This is a genomic window from Isoptericola sp. 178, assembly GCF_030586525.1.
Lineage (GTDB): Bacteria > Actinomycetota > Actinomycetes > Actinomycetales > Cellulomonadaceae > Isoptericola > Isoptericola sediminis.
Window position 1 is genome coordinate 1 of the sequence record NZ_JAUQYN010000006.1, and the last position, 17,686, is coordinate 17,686.

Sequence of the window (17,686 nt, forward strand, 5' to 3'; positions counted from 1 at the left end):
CCCCGCCCGGCCGCGGGGGGGGGGGGGGGGCCGCCCCCCCCCCCCCCCCCCCCCCCCCCCCCCCCCCCCCCCCGGCCCGTGCGTCGGCCGTCCAGGTCACCCGAGGCCGGCGGTCGTGCCCGCGACGTTGCGGGCCGGTGCGGCGGCGGCGCGCAGCAGGCGGGCGGCGTGGACGGGATTCCGGATCATCGTCCCGTGGTCCCCCCGGATCGTCGCCCACGACGACCCGGGGCCGCCGATCCGGGCCCAGGCCTCGACGTCATCCTGCCCGGCGAGCGGGTCCCGGTCACCCACCACCGCGTGCACCGGGCAGCCGAGGACGAAGTCCCGGGCCGGGACGATGGACTCGGCCACCCGGGCGTCGGCCCGCCAGACCGACATGAAAAGCGCCACCATCCACTCGTCGTCGAGGACCTCGGCGGGTGCGATCCCGAGGCGACGGAAGCGCGCGACGAACTCGTCGTCGGTGAGGTCGGCGATGCCCGAGTGGTCCCAGCGGTCAGGTGCGGCGGCACCGCCCACGACCAGGGCGCGGACCCGACCGCCCCCCGCCTCGACACGGCGCGCCATCTCGGCCGCCATCATGCCGCCGAGGCTGTACCCGAACAGGACGAGGTCGCTCGGGTCCCGGTGCTCGAGCTCGGGCGCGAGCTGGCGCCACAGGTCGTCGGCGAGCGCGGGGAACGTCGTGTGGGCCGCCTCCTGGTGCCGGCGGTCGCGCCCGGGGAGCTCGGGGACGTGGGTGTGGTGCCCGACGAGCATCGGGGCCATCGGGCGGTAGCTCGCCACACCTCCGCCGCCGTAGGGGTAGAGGGCGAACCAGGCGGGTGCGTCATGCACGGTCGGAGCCTCCGTCGTCATCTCATCACTTGCTCTCGTCGAGGCGTGACTTCTTCCGGGTTGCGGTCCAAGCGCCGACGCCGGTCGGCGGTGGTCCCAGGTGGGGTGAAGAGGTCGTCGAGCAACAACTCGTACCGGGCGAGCGTCCCGTCCGCGGCGTGCGCCCGGGCGCGCTCCATCGGCGTGTGCAGCAGCCGGTTGACGACGCGCCGGAGAGACCTGCGCAGCACCTCAGCGTCCTCGGGCGACCCGGACGGGCGCGTCACCCTGCGGACCTCGTCCTCGACCGCCTCCATCGCCCTGTCCCGCAGGGCCCGCACCACGGGCCCGGCCGCGGCAGCGCGCCGGGTCCGTTCCCAGTCCGCGGCGTCCGACTCGGCGACGGCGGAGCACCGGGGCTCCTGCCCGGTGACCAGCAGGTCCGAGAGGCCGATCCGCTGCACGCCGGGGAGTCGCGCCACGGTGGTGACCACGTCGCGCGGGCGGGCCAGGTCGACGTAGACCTGGGGACGGCCGTCCCGGGCGCGCAGCGCCGTGCGAGCGGCGGTGAGGTCGATCAGGGGCGCCGGTGACGACGTGGCCGTGACGACCACCTCCGCCGCGACCAGGGCAGCGCCCAGCGACCCTGTCGCGCACCGCCCGCCCACCTCCTCGGCGACGAGCCGCGCCCGGGCCGTCGTCCTGCTCAGGACGGTGACGTCCGTGCCCCGCCGGGCGGCCGCCGTGGCCGCTTCCCGGCCGACCGTGCCGGCGCCCACGACCAGGACCCGGGTGCCGGGGCCGGGACGGTGGCGCGCGAGGGCGACCTGGAGCGCGCGGTCCGCCAGGTCGTCGCCTCCCGTCGGCCCGTCGAGGGCCCGCATCCGTCGGCCGGTCCGCAGGGACTGCTGCACCAGGCTGTTCAGCTCACCGCCGAGGCGGCCGCGGTGCTGCGCCCGGGCCAGCGCCCCGCGGACCTGGTCCACGACGTGGGTCTCGCCCGGCGTCGCCGACCGGCGGCCGCCGACCACGGCGAACAGGTGGGCCGCCGCATCGGCACCGGTCCGGAGGCACGGCACCCCGGCCGGGGAGCCGCGATCGCGTCCGGTCGCGGCGGTCCAGGCGCGCTCCACCACCGCGGTGGCGGCGAGCGGGTCGCCGGTGGAGACGTACACCTCCGTGCGCTGGCAGGTGCTCAGCACGAAGACGCCGTCCACGACGCCGGAGGCTGACAGGTCGGCGGCGAGACGATCCTCCGCAGCCGGGTCGAGCGCGAGGCGGTCGAGGTCGTCGTCGGGAACCGCCCCGAGCTGCGCGCCGATCATCAGCACGGTCACGGGTCCTGCCTCCCCGTCGGTCGGAGCTCGACCACCGCCATGTAGCGGCTGCCCGGCACGGGGTGCGTCCGGACCCGTTCCAGGCCGGCAGCCGCAGCAAGTGACTCGAGCTCGGTCACGCCGCGCTCCCTGCCGCCGGTGTAGGCGAGCATGCGCAGATCCATCCGGGGGTCGACGGACTCTCCGTCGGGGCCGACGGCCTCGACCACGAGCAGCCGGTCGGTCTCGGTCATGGCGGACCGGCAGATCCGCAGGATCCGGCGGCAGGCATCGTCGTCCCAGTCGTGCAGCACCGCCGAGAGCACGTAGGCGTCGCCGCGCGCCGGGAGGGGTTCGAAGAAGGAACCCACGACGACGTCGGCCCGGTCGCGCAGGTCCTCCGCGGCGAAGGTCTCCCGCGCCCGGGCGGCCGGCTCGTCGAGCTCGACGACGATCCCGGCCAGACCGGGGTTCGCGCGCAGGATCCGGGCGAGCAGGGTGCCGTTACCCCCCGCGACGTCGACGACCACCCGGTGCGCCGACCACGGGTAGGCGTCCGCGATCCGGGCCGCGTCGTCCGCCACGTGACGTTGCATCAGCGCGTCGAAGGAAGCACGCAGGCCCGCGTCCGCGGCGAGGTCGTCCCAGAACCCGTGGCCGTAGCGGGCGCGGTAGGCCGACCCCCCGGTCGTCACGGTGTGCAGCAGCTCGACGAACGCGAGGTCGCCCCGCCCGACGCTGCCCCGGATGTCCAGCCAGTCGCGGCGGCCGGCCGGGTGGTCCGAGCGCAGCTCTGCGCCGAGCTCTGTGAGCGAGTACGTGCCGTCGGCGTCCCGGTGCAGCAGCCCCAGCCACGCCCAGTGCAACAGGAGCCGCTCGAGAGCGGGGGCGTGGGCGCCGCAGCGGTCGGCGACCGCCGCGGCGGTCGCCGCGCCGGCGGCGACGTGGTCGGCCACGTCCAGCGTGGCACCGACCCGGATGGACATGGGCGTGGCGAGATCCGCCATCGCCCGCAGCCGCGGTCCGTCGGTCATGGACGCCCCTCGTTCCCGGTGGGTCCCTCGTGCGGTGCCACCGTGACGGACGCTAGGGCTGCGGCGGGGGCTCGACAAGGCTCCGTCCCCGACGGCGCAACCGGGGAGGGGCGCGCGGCGTCCTGTGCCCGCGCCGCCACGGCGCGCAGCCTGCGACGGTCGATCTTGCCGATGCCGGTCAGGGGCAGTGCGTGCAGCGGGAACACCTGCTTCGGCAGCTTGAACTCCGCCAGCCCGGCCGCCCGCAGGTGCTCCACGACCTCGTCGTGCCCGACGGCGCGGCTGCCGCAGACCACGAACGCGCACACCTCCTCGCCGTAGGCGTCGTGCGGCATCGCCACGACCGCGCACTCGTCGACGTCCCCGTGCTCGCGCAGGATCTGCTCCACCTCGTCCGCAGAGACCTTCTCCCCGCCCCGGTTGATGGTGTCGCCGGTCCGGCCCTTGACGACGACGCGCCCGTCCGGACGTCGAACGACGAGATCCCCGGTCACGTACCAGCCGTCCGGGGTGAATGCTCGCCGGTCCGCCTCCGGCGACCGGTAGTAGCCCCGGATCGTGTAGGGGCCGCGCGCCGAGAGGGTCCCGACGTGCCCGTCCGGGACCTCGACGCCGTCGTCGTCCACGACACGCAGCTCGTCGGCGGGGCTGATCGGCGTGCCCTGGGTGTGCCGGCGGACCTCCAGCGGGTCGTCGACACGGGTCACGCACGTCATGCCCTCGGACATGCCGTAGACCTGCTGGACGACGCACCCGGTGAGGCGTTCCGCGGCGGCGGCGAGCCCCGGGGCGAGGTACGCCGCCCCGCTCTGCACCAGGACGAACGAGGGCGCCTCGTCGGGGTGCGCCTCGAGGTGCTCGACCCACCGCGCGAGGACGGCCGGTACGACGCTGGTGGCGGTGGCCCGGTGCCGGACGGCGAGCCGCAGCGCGGTCTCCGGTGCGGGGGAGGGGCTGACCACCACGGTCCCGCCGGCGACGAGCGTCCCCAGGATCCCGGGGCCGGTGTTGGCGAAGCCGTGCCCGACGGGCAGCACGACCAGGTACCGGCTCGTGTGGTCGAACCGACAGGCCGCGCCCGCCGCGCGCAGCATGTGCCCGAGGTCGTTGTGCGTGTGCGGCACGACTTTCGAGGCCCCGGTGGTGCCGCCGGACGGGATGAGCACCGCGATCTCGTCGGCCGACGCCGGACCCCGCCGGACCAGGGGGGACGAACCGCCGGCACCGCGGGGGAGGTCCGTGAACCGCACCGACCGCGGGTCGCGCGGCTCCCCCACGACCACGACGTGCTCGAGATGGCCGAGTCGGTCGCGGACCCGGTGGCCCAGGGCCTCGTGGTCGTAGTCCCGGTACGTGCCGCTCGTCACGAGGGCGCGGGCACCGCAGTGCCCCGCGAGGGCTGCCAGCTCGTGCTCCCGGTGCTGCGGCAGCGTCCAGACCGGCACCGTCCCGGCCGCGAAGCAGGCCAGCGTGGTCAGCACCGCCTCCGCGCAGTTGGGCAGCTGGACCACGACGCGGTCACCGGCGTCGAGCCGGGTGCGCAGGCCGGCGGCGAGCGCCTCCACCTCCACCACCAGCTCGGCGTGCGTCCAGGTCCGTCCGCCGTCGACGAGCGCCTCCCGGGTCGCGTGCCGGGTGGCGGCGTCGACGAGCAGCTCGAAGAGGGTGGCGTCGTCCCACACGCCGTCCCGGCGGTACGCCGCGGCGAACCGTGGTGGCCAGGCGGGAGCGTCGTGGGCGGGTCTGTCGACTGGCATCGGGCGGTCCTCCTCGGTCCGGTGGTGATCGCACGTCAAGAGGTGCGGCTGGCGGGCTCGTGTCGCGAGACTCGAGGCAAGCGACTCGAACCTATGGAGCCGGCGGGTCGGTGGAGTCTTCGGAGTTGCTGGCGCACACCGCGTGCCGGCGGCCGGGCACGACGGAAGGACAGGTCCTTGAGCCACTATCTGGACGACGAGAACGCCGTCGCCATCGTCGGGATGAGCTGCCGGTTCGCCCCGGACCTCGACACCCCCGCGGCGTTGTGGGACTTCCTCCTGCAGTCGCGGTCGACGGTCCGACCGATGCCGGAGAAGAGGTGGCGTGCCTACGCGGACGCCTCCCCGGAGGCCACGGCGGTCCTGCGTGGCACCACGCTGCTGGGGTCCTACCTGGACGACATCGACGGGTTCGACGCCGAGTTCTTCGGCATTACGCCGAAGGAGGCCGCCTACCTCGACCCGCAGCAGCGCTTCATGCTCGAGCTGTCGTGGGAGGCGCTGGTCGACGCGGGCATCCCGCCGACGTCGTTGCGTGGGTCCGACGCGGCGGTCTACGCGGCGGTCAACTCCACCGACTACGGTCGACGGCTGCTCGAGGACATGTCCCGGACGGGTCCCTACGCCGTCAACGGCACCACGGACTACGGCATCGCGAACCGGGTCTCCTACTTCCTCGACACCCGCGGTCCGAGCATGGCGGTGAACACCGCCTGCGCCGCGTCGCTCACGGCCGTGCACGTCGCCTGCCAGGCCCTGCGGGGCGGGGAGACCACGGTCGCGATCGTGGGCGGTCTCAACATCATCTCCACCCCCGCCCTCAACGTCGCCCTGGAGGGCGCGGGAGCCCTGGCGCCGGACGGACGCAGCAAGGCCTACGACGACGCGGCCGACGGGTACGGCCGCGGCGAGGGCGCGGGCGTGCTGGTCCTCAAGCGTCTCGCCGACGCCGAGCGGGACGGGGACCGGGTCCACGCCGTCCTGCGCGGCAGCGGCGTGTTCCAGGACGGGCACTCCGACGGCATGATGGCGCCCAACGCGGACGCCCAGGCCCACATGCTGCGGACGGTGTACGCCCGTGCCGGCATCGACCCCGCCACCGTCGGCTATGTCGAGGCCCACGGCACGGGGACGCCGACGGGGGACGCCGCCGAGCTCGACGCGCTCGCCCGGGTGGTGGGTGCCGGTCGTGACGTGCCCTGCGTGGTGGGCTCGGTGAAGCCGAACATCGGTCACGTGGAGGGCGGGTCCGGCATGGCGGGCATCCTCAAGGTGGTCCTCGCCCTGCGGCACGGGACGATCCCGCCCAGCCTGCACAGCAGGGCCACCACGCGCACCGACTGGGGACGCAACGGGCTGCGGCTGGCTGCCGAGGCCGTCGACTGGGCTCCGGGCGCCACCCCCCGTCGTGCCGGTGTGTCGAACTACGGGGTCGGCGGCACGATCGCGCACCTGGTCCTCGAGGAGGCACCGGTACGGGCCGCGGCGGACCTCGTCCCGGCCACCGGTGCCCGCCCGGTCCTCGTCCCGCTCTCGTCGACCACCCGCACGGGGGTCCGGGCGCTCGCGGGGGCGACGGCGAGGTGGCTGGCGCGTCACGAGCCCGACCTGGACGACGTGGTGCGCACGCTCCGGGCCGGCCGGTCCCACCTGTCCGAGCGGACGGCCGTGGTGGCTCGCGACGTGGATGCGCTCGCCGACGGCCTCGCCAGGGCGGAGGACGGCGAGACGAGCGGAGACGTGGTCGCCGGCCGGGTGGTGCCCGGGGCGGAGCGCGGCGCCGTCTGGGTCTTCTCCGGGCACGGCGCGCAGTGGGAGGGCATGGGGCAGGAGCTGCTCGACGTCGACACCGCCTTCACCGGCGTGATCGACGACCTCGCCGCCGTCTTCACCGAGGAGCTCGGGCAGAGCCCGCGGGAGATGCTGGCCGGTGGCGGGCCGTGGACCACGGCCGAGGTCCAGGCTCTGACGTTCGCCGTCCAGGCGGGTCTCGCCGCGACCTGGCGGGCCCACGGGCACGAGCCGGCGGCCGTCGTCGGGCACTCCGTCGGGGAGATCGCGGCGGCCACCACCGCCGGAGTCCTCGACCTGCACGAGGCCGGGCAGTTCGCCTGCCGTCGGGCCCGGGCGTTGGGAACGGTCGCGGGCGACGGGGCGATGGCGATGGTCGGCCTGGACCTGGCGACGGCGGGCGAGCGCCTGCGCGACGTACCGGGGGTGGTGGCGGCGATCGCGGCGGCCCCCCGGTCCACGGTCGTGTCCGGCGACGCCGACGCCGTCGCCGCCGTGGTCCGCGACTGGGGCGCCGAGGGCCTGCCCGTGCGGCCCGTCGCCACGGATCTCGGGTTCCACAGCCCGCAGGTGGACCCGGTCCTGGACGAGGTCGTCGCCGCGGCCGGGCACCTGCGGCCACGGCCGGCGGCGGTGCTCCTCTACAGCACGACGCTGGAGGACCCGCGGGACGGGAGCCTGCGCGACGCCGGCTACTGGGGACGGAACCTGCGGGACACCGTGCGGTTCGCCGGGGCGGTCGACGCCGCACTCGAGGACGGCTACCGCGTCTTCCTCGAGGTCTCCTCCCACCCGGTCGTCGCGCACTCCGTGCTGGAGGTCGCCGCGGAGCGGGGCGAGGAGGTCGCCGTCGTCGCGACGCTCCGGCGCGGTGCCGGTGCGCCGCGGGACGTCCTGCACGCGCTCGGCGAGCTCTTCTGCGCCGGCCCGGTGCCCGCCTGGACGGACCGGCCCCGGGAACCGCTCGGGCTCCCCGGTGTCGTGTGGCAGCACCGTCCCTACTGGCTCTTCGAGGACTCGGCACCGTCCCGGTCCGGTGCCGGACACGACCCCGAGGCCCACGACCTGCTCGGTGGCCACCACGCCGTCGGCGGCGTCCCGGCGCGGCAGGTCTGGCAGACGCGCCTCGACCGGGAAACCCGGCCCTACCCGCTCGACCACGCGCTCGACGGGGTGGAGGTCACGCCCGCCGCGTCGGTCCTCAACTCGTTCCTCAAGGCCGCGGGCGGCGCACCGGACGACGTGGTCCTGCGCAACGTCGTGCTCCGTACGCCCCTGGCGGTCGAGCCGGCGCGCACGGTGCAGGTCGTGCGGGAAGGGCAGGGGATCTCCCTCTCGTCCCGGGTGGCCGACGACGACACCGGCTCCGGCGACCACTGGATCCTGCACTCGACCGCGGTGCTGGAGCCCGCGCGCGAACCGCTCCAGGGCCGGGTCGACCCCGAAGAGCTCCGCGCGCACCTCCCGCTCGGGGACTGGGACCGCCTGGACGCCATGTTCCACAACATGGGCGTGGGCGGCTACGCGTTCCCGTGGAGCCTGGACGAGCTGCACCGGTCGTCGGACGAGCAGCTGGCCGTCCTCACGCTCGTCGCCGACGCTGACGCCGCGACCTCCTGGGCGCACGTCGTCGACGGTGCGCTGACCATCAGCGCGACCCTGGTGACACCCGTCGACGCCCGGACGTTGTGGATGTCGCGGGCGATCGAGAGCGTGGCGGTCAGCGGGGAACCGCCGGCCCGCATCGTGGTGCACACCCGCAGGTCGCCGGGCTCGCCGGACGACAGCGTCGACGTCGACGTCGCCCGCAGCGACGGCCGCGTCGTCGCCCGCGTACGGGGCCTCGCGTTCAGCTCGGTGGAGCGCCTGGAGGCGGCGAACCCGCAGGAGCTGGTCCACGAGGTCGTGTGGCGCGCGCCCGACGAGCCGGTCGCCGCGCCCGCGCCGCTGCCGGCCTGCGTCGCCGTGGTCGGTGACGGGCCGCGGGCCACGAAGGTCGCGGCGGCGCTCGGCCGCGCGGGCGTGGCGGCGACGGTGACCGGCGGCCCCGTGGCGGCCGAGCTGGTGCTGGTGGTGGCTGCTCCCACCACCGTCACGGACCCCGAGGACGCGGTCGCCCTGACCCAGCGCACGGCGGAGACCCTTCTCGGGACCATCGACCTCGCGCCGACGGGAGCGTCGTCGAAGGTCTGGTTCCTGACCGAGGGTGTCCGCTCGCCGCACGGGGTCGACCAGGTGGCTCAGGCCGCCGCCTGGGGGCTGGGCCGGATCGTCGCGGGCGAGCACCCCGAGGTCTGGGGCGGCGTCGTCGACGTCCCCTCGGTCGACCACCTGGACGGCGCCACCCTCGCGCGGGTCCTGGAGGGAGCCGCGGGTCGGGAGGACGTGGTCCACGTCGCTCCCGACGGGACCGTGCAGGTCCCGCGGTTGACGCGGATCACCCGGGCGGAGGACGGCGAGCCCCTGCGCTGCTCACCCTCCGGCTCGGTGCTCGTGACCGGTGGCCTCGGGGCGCTGGGCCTGGAGGCGGCGCAGTGGCTCGTCTCCCGAGGCGCCCGCCGGCTCGTCCTGGTCGGGCGTCGGGGCCTGCCACCGCGGCAGACCTGGGGGCAGCTCGCCGACCCTGCCCTGCGCCGCGCCGCTGAGGCCGTCGCGGCCCTCGAGGCCGCCGGGGTCTCCGTGCAGGTCAGGTCGTTGGACCTGACCGACGCCGACGCGGTCCGTCGGTTCGTCGCAGAGCACGACGCCGCCAACCCGGCGATCACCGGGATCGTGCACGCCGCCGGCGGCGTGGACGACGCCCTGATCGACAACATGTCGCTCGCCGGCGTGCGGCAGGTGTTCGGCGCCAAGTCGCTGGGGGCCTGGACCCTGCACGAGATCTTCCCGCCGGGGAGCCTGGACTTCTTCATCGGCTTCTCCTCCTGCGGCCAGCTCGCCCACCTGTCGGGGCAGGGCGCCTACGCCGCCGCGAACTCGTTCCTCGACGCGCTGGTCCAGGTGCGGGCGGAGGCCGGGGAGCGCGGTGCCGTGTCCCTGGCCTGGACCTCGTGGCGCGGTCTCGGTCTGTCGGCGGAGCTCACCACCACGATGGTCGAGGGCAACATGCGCGGGCTCGACGCCGTCTCGGCGAGCGAGGCGCTGCAGGCCTGGTCCTTCGCCGACCGGTTCGCGGGGTCCTACCAGGCCGTCCTGCGGGCGCTCCCGGTCTCGCCGGGGCTCGCCGTGCCGCCCATGTTCCGCGACCTGGAGCACGAGGCGGCACCCCCCGAGGAGTCCGACGTCTACCGCCCGGACCCCGCCCTCGCGCCCGCCGAGGCGCGGACGGCGGTCACCGACGTCGTCCATGACGTCGTGGCGGCCGAGCTCCGGCTCGCGAAGGACGATCTGGGACACCGTCGACCGCTGGTCGAGCTGGGGGTCGACTCGATCATGGCGATCGCCCTGCGGGCCCGCCTCCAGCGGCGGTTCGCGCTGGACTTCCCTCCCACCATCCTCTGGGCCAAGCCCACCGTGCACGACCTCGGCGGCTACGTCCACGAGGTCTTGCAGGGCGCGCGCGTTGCCGCGGAGGAAGGGGACGGACCCCACGAGCTGGCCGCGCAGCACTGATCGGTCCGCCCGACATCCACCCACGACGCACCTGGTGCAGAAGAAAGGACGTGTGACCATGACCGCTCCCACGACGTACGAGGCCGACCCCGCCGTGCCCGAGGCCTGGGCTCCGCTCGTCGACGTCCCGGCCCGGATCATCCGGGCCTGGGCCGCGCACGACGCCGACGCCTTTGCCGACGTGTTCACGGAGGACGGCACGATGATCCTGCCGGGCAGCTTCGCCACCGGCCGCGCCGCCATCCGCGAGTTCATGCAGCGGGCGTTCGCCGGACCCTACCGGGGGACCCAGGTCTCGGGGACCCCGTTCCAGGTCCGCTACCTGAGCCAGGACATCGCCCTGATGCTGACCGAGGGTGGCGTCGCCCGGGCGGGCGCCGACGCCGTCGCGGACGACGACGCCGTCCGCGCCTCCTGGTTGCTCGTCCGTGAGGACCAGGGGTGGAAGCTGGCCGCGTACCAGAACAGCCCCAAGCATTGAGCGAGCCCAGCCCGGGTGTCGGACCGGTCGTCCTCCGCGGGGGACGACCGGTCCGCACCCCGGCGGGGGGTGCTCCCGGGGAGCAGCTCACCGACTTCGGACGGCAGGTCTTCGGCCGCCCGGCCGTCGTGTACCAGCCGCGGTCCCCGCGGAGCCTCCGGGAGGCGGTGGCCGAGGCCGCCGCGGACGGACGGGTGGTCGTCCCGCGGGGCCGGGGGCACAGCGTGGACGGCCAGACGGTCCTCGACGACTCGGCCCTCGTCGACCTGAGCGGACTGCGCCGCGTGCGTGAGGTCACCGACGACGCCGTCACGGTGGACGCCGGCGCGACCTGGCGCGACGTGCTGCGAGCGACCCTCCCGCGCCGCCGGGCGCCCGCGGTGGTGCCCGACTACCTGGACCTCACCGTGGGCGGCACCCTGTCGATGGGTGGCATCAACGGTGCCAGCCACCGGTGCGGCACCACGGCCGACCACGTGCGGCGCGGCACGGTGGTGTCCGACGACGGTGCGGCGCAGGAGGTACCCGGGGGCGGTGCGGTGCTCGACCGCGTGCTCACGGGTCAGGGGAGGCACGGCATCCTCGCGACCGCGACGCTGAGCCTGCGCCCGGTCCCGCGCCGCGTGCGACGGTCGGACGTGGTCACCCGCACCCTCCAGGACCACATCGACGTCCAGCGGAACCTCCTCGACACCGGCACCGTCCACTGGCTGGAAGGGTTCGCCACCCCGGGCCGTGACGGCGCGCCGACCTTCACCTCCCGCCTGGCCCAGCCGGACGACCACGGGTCGACCCTGGTCATGGACCGGACCCGAGGCAGGTCGGACCTGCTGGACTTCTTCGCGCGAGCGGACCGGGTCGTCGCCTCCGAGCGGGCGCGAGGCCGGTGGCAGCACAACCCGCACCCGCGGATGCAGATGATCCTGCCCCTCGGGCCGGGTCGCGAGGTCGTGGACGAGCTGCTGGGTCGCGGCGCCGGCCACCTGCTCGGCCCGGGCGGCACGCTCATGGTCACGGTGACGATCGCCGCGGCCCTGCGCAGGCTCGCCGTGCACGGCGACGACAGCGGCCACGCGCTGGTCGTCGGCTGGCAGCGGACCGCCCCTCGCGGGGACGGTCCGGCGCTCCGGCGCATGCAGGCGGAGAACCGGCACCTGGCCGCGCTCGTGGTGGAGGCGGGCGGCGTGCTCTACGGGGCGGGGCCGGCGCTGGACCCGTCGGAACCGTGCGGCGTCCTCAGGCGTCGAGGGAGGTGACGGCGCGGACCGGGGCACATCAGAAGATGACCTCCGGCCCGCCGGTGCGACACGCTCAGCGCACCTGACGGACCAACGGGAGAGGCGACGATGCGCCCGACGACGACCTCCGCACCATCCACCGTGGCCCGCCGAGGTGGCGCGGCCGCCCGCTCCCGGGTGCGCACCGCAGCGCTGGTGCTGCGCGAGGCGCGCCCGAAGGTGCTGGCGATCGGCGCGCTCCGGTACCTCACCGGTGCGCTGCTCAGCGGCGGACTGGTCCTGTCGCCGCGGACCCTGACGGGTCTGGTCGCGTGGATCCTCATGACCGTCGCCGTCTACGTCCTCAACGGGGTGACGGACGTCCGGGCGGACCAGCTCAACGGCTCCCGACGTCCCGTCGCCTCGGGTCGGCTCTCCGTCCGGACCGCCCGGGCGTCCCTCTGGGCCTGCGGCCTGCTGGCCGTGGGTCTGAGCCTCGTCGTGTCCTGGGTGTTCGCCGTCCACCTCGTGTTCGCCCTGGCGCTCGGGATCGGCTACTCGTCGGGAGCGAGGCCCGCCAAGGCGAGCTCGCCGGCCGCCTTCGTCGTGGTGGTGCTCGGTGGGCTCGTGACCTACCACGCCGGCCTCGTCGCCTCGGGCGGGCATCTGACGCCGGCCTACCTGGTGTTCTCGACGTGCATGGCGCTGTGGATGGGCGTCGGTTCGATGCTCAAGGACCTCACCGACGTCGAGGGGGACCGCGCCGCGCGCCGTGCGACCCTCGCCGTCCTGCGCGGGCCCGCCCTGACGGCCGGCCTGGCCGCCGGGGCGGCCGTGCTCGTCACGGCGGTCATGGTGGGGGCCGCCACCGGGCTGTCGGCGTCCGGGGAGTTCCTGCACGTCCCGGCGGTGGCCCTCGTCCTCGGTACCGCGACACTGTGCGTGACCTGCGCTAAGGTCGCGCTACGGACAGCGTGGCCGTACCGGATCTTCATGTACACGCAGTTCGCGGCGCACGGGACATTGGTACATCTGTAGGGAGTTCATTCTTCGGGGGGAACCGGTGGCAGCAGATGATTCCCAGGGCCTGGACGGTCTACGCCGCTATGTGGACGGTCGCCGCGAGGAGATCGTGACCGCGTACGCGGACCGCCTGCGGGCCGAGGACAGCCCCCTGGGACGCCTGCCCTGCGACGAGCTGCGGAGCGTGGTGCATCCCCTCCTCGATGCTCTCGCCCTCCCGGACGCCGCGCCGGACACGACGAGTGAGGACGTCGGCCGGTCACGAGCGCTTCAGCAGATCAACCCCGTCCACTCCCTGCGCGGCGCGTCCGTGCTCTACGACGTGGTGGCCGCCGTGGTCGTGCGTGGCGCGGACGAGCTGGGCTGCCGCGGTTCGGACCTCGCCCAGCTCCTGCGGGAGCTGTTCGAGGCGATCCTGCGGCGCGTGAGCGACGCCGCCGTCCCGTACGCCCGGGTGCTCCTCCAGCAGATCGCCGACGCGCACTCGGCGGAGCGGTTGCGCGTCGCCCGGGACCTCCACGACCGTTCCGCCCACGCGCTGGCGCTGGCCTTCCAGCAGCTCGACGTCCGGCAGATCCGGCTCGCCCGTGGGGAGGTCGCCGGGGCGGAGGCGAGCCTGGACGTGTTGCGCACGCAGCTGCAGGACGCCGCGGAGATGATCAGGGACCTGGCCCGCGACCTCGGCAGCGACCACACGCGGGACGGCCTCGTCGTGGCGCTGCAGGAGTACCTCGAGGCCGGCGGCGACGGGCGGGCCTCGCTCCACGTCGACGACCCCGTCGACGTGCGCGACGTCCCCTCCTGGGTCCGTGAGCAGATGTACCTCTCGATCCGAGAGGCTGTACGCAACGCGCTCCTGCACTCGGGGTCCGACGACATCACCGTCCGGCTGGCGGTGCGCTACAGCAACCTGGTGGCCGTCGTCCGGGACCGTGGCGTCGGCATGTCCGGAACGTCGGAGTCCCCGGCGCGCCGACGCACCGCTTCGTCCGGGACCGGGATGTGCTCGATGGTCGAGCGGGTGGAGCACCTCGGTGGATCGGCCGTCGTCGAGTCCTCGCCGGAGCACGGCACCACGGTCGAGCTGGTCGTCCCGTTGCCATGACCACGCCGAGCAGCGGACTCACCGTGGTCGTCGCGGACGACCACGTGGTCTTCTCCGAGGGGCTGAGGCTCATCCTCGACGACGCCGGGTTCCGCGTCCTCGCGACGGCGGGCGACTCCGTGGCCGCATCCGCTCTCGTCCGTGAGCACCAGCCGGACCTCGCGGTGCTCGACGTCCACATGCCCGGGGGTTCCGCGACGGCCCTGGTCCGGCGGATCCGCGAGGACAGCCCGCGAACCCGCATCGCCATGCTCTCCATGCAGGCGTCGCAGCGCCGGGTCGCCGAGCTCGAGGACCTCGGTATCGCCGCGTACCTCTCGAAGGTGGTCGACGCGGCCACCCTGTGCTCCGTGCTGACGGCGGCCGCGCACAGCTCCGGGGGCGGCACGATCCGCGTCGTGCCGGGGGCGCTCGACGGCCCCGACCGGGAGGTCTCGCTGCGCGCGGGGGACCGCGAGCTGCTCGCCCACATCGCGGCCGGGCGGAGCAACAGGTGGATCGCCCAGGAGATGTACGTCTCGGAGGCGACGGTGAAGAGGCGCCTCGCCGAGGTCTACCGCGAGCTCGGGGCGTCCACCCGGGCCGGGGCGATCAGCCGCGCCTACCAGCTGGGCCTGATCCAGCACGAGGCGGGCACGCCCCCGAGCGAGAGCTGAGTGCTCGGGGGCGTGCCTCGCCCGACGTCACGCGGAGAGGGCGGCCCGGAACCGGCGCAGGTCGGAGACGAAGGTGCTGGGGACCTCCATGGGGGCGAAGTGCCCGCCGTCGTGCTCGGCCCAGTGCACGAGCCGGCGGTAGCGCGGCTCCGCGAAGGCCCGGATCGGCGGGGCGGGGTCCTCCCGGTAGACGCCCACCCCGAACGGCTTCTCCTGCACCGGCGGGGCCGGTGGCGGGACGGGCGCCGTCGGCAGCAGTGCGGCGTTGTCCGCGTAGAAATGCGCGGCCGAACCTGCCGACTGCGTGAACCACGCGATCGACGCGTGGGTCAGGATCTGCTGGACCGTCAACGAGTCGGGCCCGGCCGCCCAGGAGTGGTACTTCTCGAGCAGCCAGGCGAGCTGACCCACCGGTGAGTCGGTCAGCGCGTAGGCGAGCGTCTGCGGGCGGGTGGCCTGCAGCGCCATGTATGCCGAGCCGTCGGCCATGAACGCGCCGAGGCTCTCCAGTCGTGCCAGGCTCGTGGGGTCGAGCGTCGACATCACGTCGGGATCGTCGCTCGGCGGGGGAGTCACGAGGAAGTTCACGTGCGCCGCCTCGGCGGCGGGGTCGGTGGTGAGCAGCGCCTCCGTGATCCAGGCGCCCAGGTCGCCACCCTGGGCGATGTACCGCTCGTAGCCGAGCCGCTCCATCAGCAGCGACCACGCGCCGGCGACCCGGGGGATGGTCCAGCCGCCGGCGGTCGGCTTCCCGGAGAACCCGAAACCCGGGATGTCGGGCAGCACGACGTGGAAGGCATCCTCGGGGGCGCCGCCGTGCGCCGTCGGGTCGGTCAGGGGCTCGACGACGTCGACGAAGTCGGCGGCGCTCCCGGGCCAGCCGTGCGTGAGGACGATGGGCGTGGCCCCCTCGTGCGGGGAGCGCACGTGGAAGAAGTGCACCGCGACGCCGTCGATCTCCTCGACGAACTGGGGGAACCTGTTCAGCCTCGCCTCCGCCGCACGCCAGTCGAAGTCCGCCCACCGGCCGGCGAGGTCGCGGACGCGGCTCAGCTCGGGGCCGCGCTGCCCGGGGCCCTGGTGCTCGTCGCGACGGCCCTCGTCGGGCCACCGCACGGCACCGAGCCGCGCGCGCAGGTCGTCGATGGCGGCGTCCGGAACGTTGATCGAGAAGGGTTTCATCCCAAGCACTCCTGAGGTCGAGGGCTACGTTGCGACGCACGCTAGGACCTCCGACGGAGCAGCGGAACGCCCGGGGCCCGCCAGAGCACGTCGGAAGTTCTCCGCCGTGGGACGCCGCACGCCAGGAGGGCCGGGGCCGGTGCCGACGGGCCAGCGTGGGACCGCCACAGTCCCCCTGACCCGGAGGTCCACATGTCAGTCGCCACGCACGCGGTCGTCGTCGGCGGGAGCATCGCCGGCCTGCTCGCCGCCCGCGTCCTCGCCGACCACGCCGACCACGTCACGATCCTCGAACGGGACGAGACCGACGTCGACACCGTCCGTCGCGCCGCCCCGCAGGGCCACCACATCCACGCGCTGCTCGCCCGGGGGCACGACATCTTCGAGGACCTCTTGCCCGGCTTCACGGACGACCTGCTGGACCTCGGGGTGCCGATCCTCGACTTCGGCACGAGTGTCGCCTGGCACCGGGGGGCGGACAGGTTCCGGCAGGGGCCGGCGGGGATGATGTGCGTCGCCGCCGGACGCCCGTTGCTCGAGAGCTACGTGCGAGGCCGTGTCCTCGACCTGCCCAACGTCCGGTTCGTGCGGGAGGAGGCCGACGGGCTGCTGCTGGACGCGACGGGCCGCTCCGTGACCGGGGTGTCGACGCCGGGCGCCCGCGTCGACGCCGACATGGTCGTCGACGCCGCCGGCCGGGCGAGCCGGACGCCCGCGTGGCTCGAGGCCCTCGGCTGCGGGACGGTCACCGAGGAGTCCGTCCGGATGGACCTCGTGTACACGACCTGCGGGTTCGAGATCGCTCCGGAGCTCGACCCGATCGGGGACGACATCGCGATCGTCTCGACGATGACCCCGGAGCTGCCACGCGGCATGATCTACGCGCGTCTGACCGACCGGTACGCCCTGTCCCTGAACGGCCTGGGCCGCCACGCCCCGCCGCGCGACTGGGACGGCTTCCTCGAGTTCGTGCGGTCGTTGCCCGTCCCGGAGGTGTACCGGTCCGTGCTCTCCGCGTCCCGGATCGAGGAACCGCACTCCTTCCGCTTCCCGGCCAGCACCCGGCGGCGGTACGAACGGCTCACCGGCCTGCCGGAGGGCTTCGCGGTCGTCGGCGACGCGTTCGCCCGGTTCAACCCCGTCTACGCGCAGGGGATGACGGTCGCCGCCATGGCGGCCGAACGGCTGAGGGCCCATCTCGAGGACCGCGGGGCGTTCGACGCCCGCCTCTTCGCCCGCCAGCTCGGGCGCGTCGTGGACACGCCCTGGACCCTGGCCGCCGGCGGTGACCTCGGGTTCCCCACGGTCCGGGGTCGACGCACGCTCGCCACGAGCATGGCGAACAGGTACGTCACCCAGGTCCAGCGCGGCGCGGTCAAGGACCCGGTGGTGGCGAAGGCCTTCCTCCGCGTCGCCGGCCTCCTCGAGGAGCCGACGAGCCTGTTCCGGCCCGGGATCGTCGCGCGGGCGCTGGCGGCCTGACCCGATCGGGTCAGATCTCGGCACCTTCCGGGTCATGTCCTGATCTTCGGGGCACAAAGAACGGCTCGGCCCTGTCCTCGAGGTCCTCCCGCACCCATCGTCGGTCGCACGGGGGCACGTATCCGGCTCGACCGACCGAGAGGCGATGACAATGAGCGTCGAATCAGTACGGCACGGTGAACTCCTGGGCTTGACCCGACCGAGGCTCGGG

Annotated in this window: 12 protein-coding genes; 7 read left to right on the forward strand and 5 right to left on the reverse strand. The window is 74.6% G+C overall.

Going from position 1 to position 17,686, the window contains the following annotated elements; translation table 11 throughout:
• Window positions 1-96: 96 nt before the first annotated feature.
• The 4 genes from Q6349_RS15070 to Q6349_RS15085 are packed head-to-tail and all read right to left on the reverse strand — an operon-like array spanning window position 97 to window position 4,926.
• Window positions 97-840, reverse strand: a complete 744-nt coding sequence (locus Q6349_RS15070) for a thioesterase II family protein (RefSeq protein WP_304604798.1) — start codon at window positions 838-840, stop codon at window positions 97-99.
• A 17-nt stretch (window positions 841-857) separates the two neighbouring features.
• Entirely contained in the window at window positions 858-2,156 is a 1,299-nt protein-coding gene (locus tag Q6349_RS15075; protein WP_304604799.1) for an NAD(P)-binding domain-containing protein, read from the reverse strand.
• Window positions 2,153-3,169: a methyltransferase gene (locus Q6349_RS15080; RefSeq protein WP_304604800.1), complete on the reverse strand. Its 1,017-nt coding sequence runs from the start codon at window positions 3,167-3,169 to the stop codon at window positions 2,153-2,155. Before Q6349_RS15080 ends, Q6349_RS15075 begins: the two co-directional genes overlap by 4 nt.
• Window positions 3,166-4,926 carry a (2,3-dihydroxybenzoyl)adenylate synthase gene (locus tag Q6349_RS15085; protein WP_304604801.1) on the reverse strand — a complete coding sequence of 587 codons (1,761 nt, stop codon included), beginning with the start codon at window positions 4,924-4,926 and terminating at the stop codon, window positions 3,166-3,168. Before Q6349_RS15085 ends, Q6349_RS15080 begins: the two co-directional genes overlap by 4 nt.
• A 177-nt stretch (window positions 4,927-5,103) precedes the next feature.
• Here Q6349_RS15085 and Q6349_RS15090 point away from each other — a divergent pair, with 177 nt between their 5' ends.
• The 6 genes from Q6349_RS15090 to Q6349_RS15115 all read left to right on the forward strand — a co-directional run bounded on the left by Q6349_RS15090 (window position 5,104) and on the right by Q6349_RS15115 (window position 14,811).
• A complete protein-coding gene (locus Q6349_RS15090; RefSeq protein ID WP_304604802.1) occupies window positions 5,104-10,329 on the forward strand; it encodes a type I polyketide synthase in 5,226 nt (1,741 codons plus the stop codon).
• Between the two features lie 58 nt (window positions 10,330-10,387).
• The gene (locus Q6349_RS15095) at window positions 10,388-10,810 is read left to right on the forward strand and encodes an SgcJ/EcaC family oxidoreductase (protein ID WP_304604803.1); all 423 of its coding nucleotides are present in this window, start codon (window positions 10,388-10,390) and stop codon (window positions 10,808-10,810) included.
• Window positions 10,807-12,066, forward strand: coding sequence for an FAD-binding oxidoreductase (locus tag Q6349_RS15100; protein WP_304604804.1), 1,260 nt, complete (start codon window positions 10,807-10,809; stop codon window positions 12,064-12,066). The genes Q6349_RS15095 and Q6349_RS15100 overlap by 4 nt, the downstream gene beginning before the upstream one ends.
• Window positions 12,067-12,189: 123 nt before the next feature.
• On the forward strand, window positions 12,190-13,065 hold the full coding sequence (locus Q6349_RS15105) for a UbiA family prenyltransferase (RefSeq protein ID WP_304604805.1): 876 nt from the start codon (window positions 12,190-12,192) through the stop codon (window positions 13,063-13,065).
• 94 nt (window positions 13,066-13,159) lie between these two features.
• Complete coding sequence (locus Q6349_RS15110) at window positions 13,160-14,155, forward strand: sensor histidine kinase (RefSeq protein ID WP_304604806.1); 996 nt, start codon at window positions 13,160-13,162, stop codon at window positions 14,153-14,155.
• Window positions 14,152-14,811: a response regulator transcription factor gene (locus Q6349_RS15115; RefSeq protein WP_304604807.1), complete on the forward strand. Its 660-nt coding sequence runs from the start codon at window positions 14,152-14,154 to the stop codon at window positions 14,809-14,811. Before Q6349_RS15110 ends, Q6349_RS15115 begins: the two co-directional genes overlap by 4 nt.
• 27 nt (window positions 14,812-14,838) lie before the next feature.
• Here the strand turns inward: Q6349_RS15115 and Q6349_RS15120 are convergent, their stop codons facing one another.
• The gene (locus Q6349_RS15120; RefSeq protein WP_304604808.1) at window positions 14,839-15,993 is read right to left on the reverse strand and encodes an epoxide hydrolase family protein; all 1,155 of its coding nucleotides are present in this window, start codon (window positions 15,991-15,993) and stop codon (window positions 14,839-14,841) included.
• A 192-nt stretch (window positions 15,994-16,185) separates the two neighbouring features.
• Between Q6349_RS15120 and Q6349_RS15125 the strand changes: the two genes are divergently transcribed.
• Window positions 16,186-17,475: an NAD(P)/FAD-dependent oxidoreductase gene (locus Q6349_RS15125; RefSeq protein WP_304604809.1), complete on the forward strand. Its 1,290-nt coding sequence runs from the start codon at window positions 16,186-16,188 to the stop codon at window positions 17,473-17,475.
• The last annotated feature ends 211 nt before the right edge of the window (window positions 17,476-17,686 follow it).